Source organism: Leyella stercorea, assembly GCF_021531655.1.
The window spans coordinates 1-275 of sequence record NZ_JADYUF010000133.1; the positions used below are offsets into that span (position 1 = coordinate 1).

General features: G+C 43.3%; 2 tRNA genes. Both read right to left on the reverse strand.

Annotated elements, in window-relative coordinates:
* Positions 1 to 73 (reverse strand) — tRNA-Ala (locus I6E49_RS14345).
* Positions 74 to 212: 139 nt separating this feature from the next.
* A tRNA-Ile gene (locus I6E49_RS14350) sits at positions 213 to 275 on the reverse strand.

Here is a 275-nt window from a genome sequence, read left to right on the forward strand (position 1 = left end):
GGAGAATAACGGATTCGAACCGTTGACCCCCTGCTTGCAAAGCAGGTGCTCTAGCCAGCTGAGCTAATCCCCCAGATTGAATTTTGAGTTTTGAATTTTGAGTTGGTCGCCTTTGGCGATTTTGAGTTGTTCAATTTGGAATTAATTCAAAATTCGACAATTCAGAATGTGCGTAGCACACAATTCAAAATTCCTAATTCTTTAAGAAGTAGTCCCAGGCAGACTTGAACTGCCGACCTCCACATTATCAGTGTGGCGCTCTAACCAACTGAGCT